The 1,117-nt window shown below is 67.9% G+C and carries 1 pseudogene; it reads right to left on the reverse strand.

The window, feature by feature from the left end:
* A pseudogene (locus tag AB0B45_RS51530) lies at positions 1–988 on the reverse strand (IS481 family transposase); the annotation flags it as partial.
* Between the last annotated feature and the right edge of the window lie 129 nt (positions 989–1,117).

The following is a 1,117-nucleotide window of genomic DNA, read 5'->3' on the forward strand; positions in this document are numbered from 1 at the left end:
TCTGGGTCTGGACCGGGCGCGGGGTCGGGGACGGCGGCCAGCCGCACCACCGACGGCAACCGCAGCGGCAACAGATTCCGCTCCTCCTGGCCGCGCGAGCTGAACCGGTCAGCCGGCACCGCCATGCCGAGGGCCTGATGCGGCCGGATCGTGTTGTATTCGGCCACCCAGCTGTCCACCGCTGCTTGCGCCGCCGCCAGATCGGCGAACGGCAGAGCGTCATTGAGGAACTCCCGCCGCAGCGTGCCATGGAAGCGCTCAACCTTCCCCGTGGTGGTCGGAGAGCGCGGCTGGGTCAGTCGATGGGTGATCCCGTTGTCGCGGCAGATCCGGTCGAACAACACCTCGCCGCCCTTGCCGAACCGGTCGGTGAACTGCTTGCCGTTGTCCGTCAGCACCTCATCGGGAACACCGAAAGCCCGCAGAGCGCCCGCGAAGGCCAGACACACCGCCCTCCCGCTGGCCCGCGGCACCACCTCGGCGATCACACAGAATCGGGAGTGGTCATCGACGCCGGTCACGACCTTGCACTCGCTGCCATCGGCCAACAGCAGCCCGCCGACGATGTCCATCTGCCACAACGCCATCGGAGCATCACGCTCCCACCGCCGATAGTCCTGGCGTTGGCGACGCCGCCGACCAGGCTCGATCAGGCCATGCCGCACCAGCGCCCGATAGACGCTCATCCGCGAGGGCACCGGCTCGATCCCCAACCGGCCGATCTCATGCACGATCCGCACCGGCCCCACCGGGGATGCTCGCGCCGCAGCTCACACACCACGACCTCGACCTGAGCGGGCATCTGATCCGGAGACGAGACAGGGCGCTTGGACCGGTCGACCAACCCCGCCAGACCGGCCTCCCGATAGCGGGTCAGCCAGGTATGCACGCTCTGCCGTGACACCCCGAACTGGGCCGCGACCTCGATCACCGGGACACCTGCCTGAACCTGAAGCACCGCTCGATACCGCTGCTCGACCACAGACAAATCCACCAGCGCCAATCCCGGCCTCCCGCAGCGTGACGCCCGCAAACGACGCACCACGGCATAGCCGAAAACAGCAACCGTCAAGCATGTGGTGGGACAGCGGTGTCAAGCATCTCCCGGGACAGGACA

Origin of the sequence: Nonomuraea sp. NPDC049152 (assembly GCF_040648355.1) — a bacterium.
GTDB lineage: Bacteria > Actinomycetota > Actinomycetes > Streptosporangiales > Streptosporangiaceae > Nonomuraea.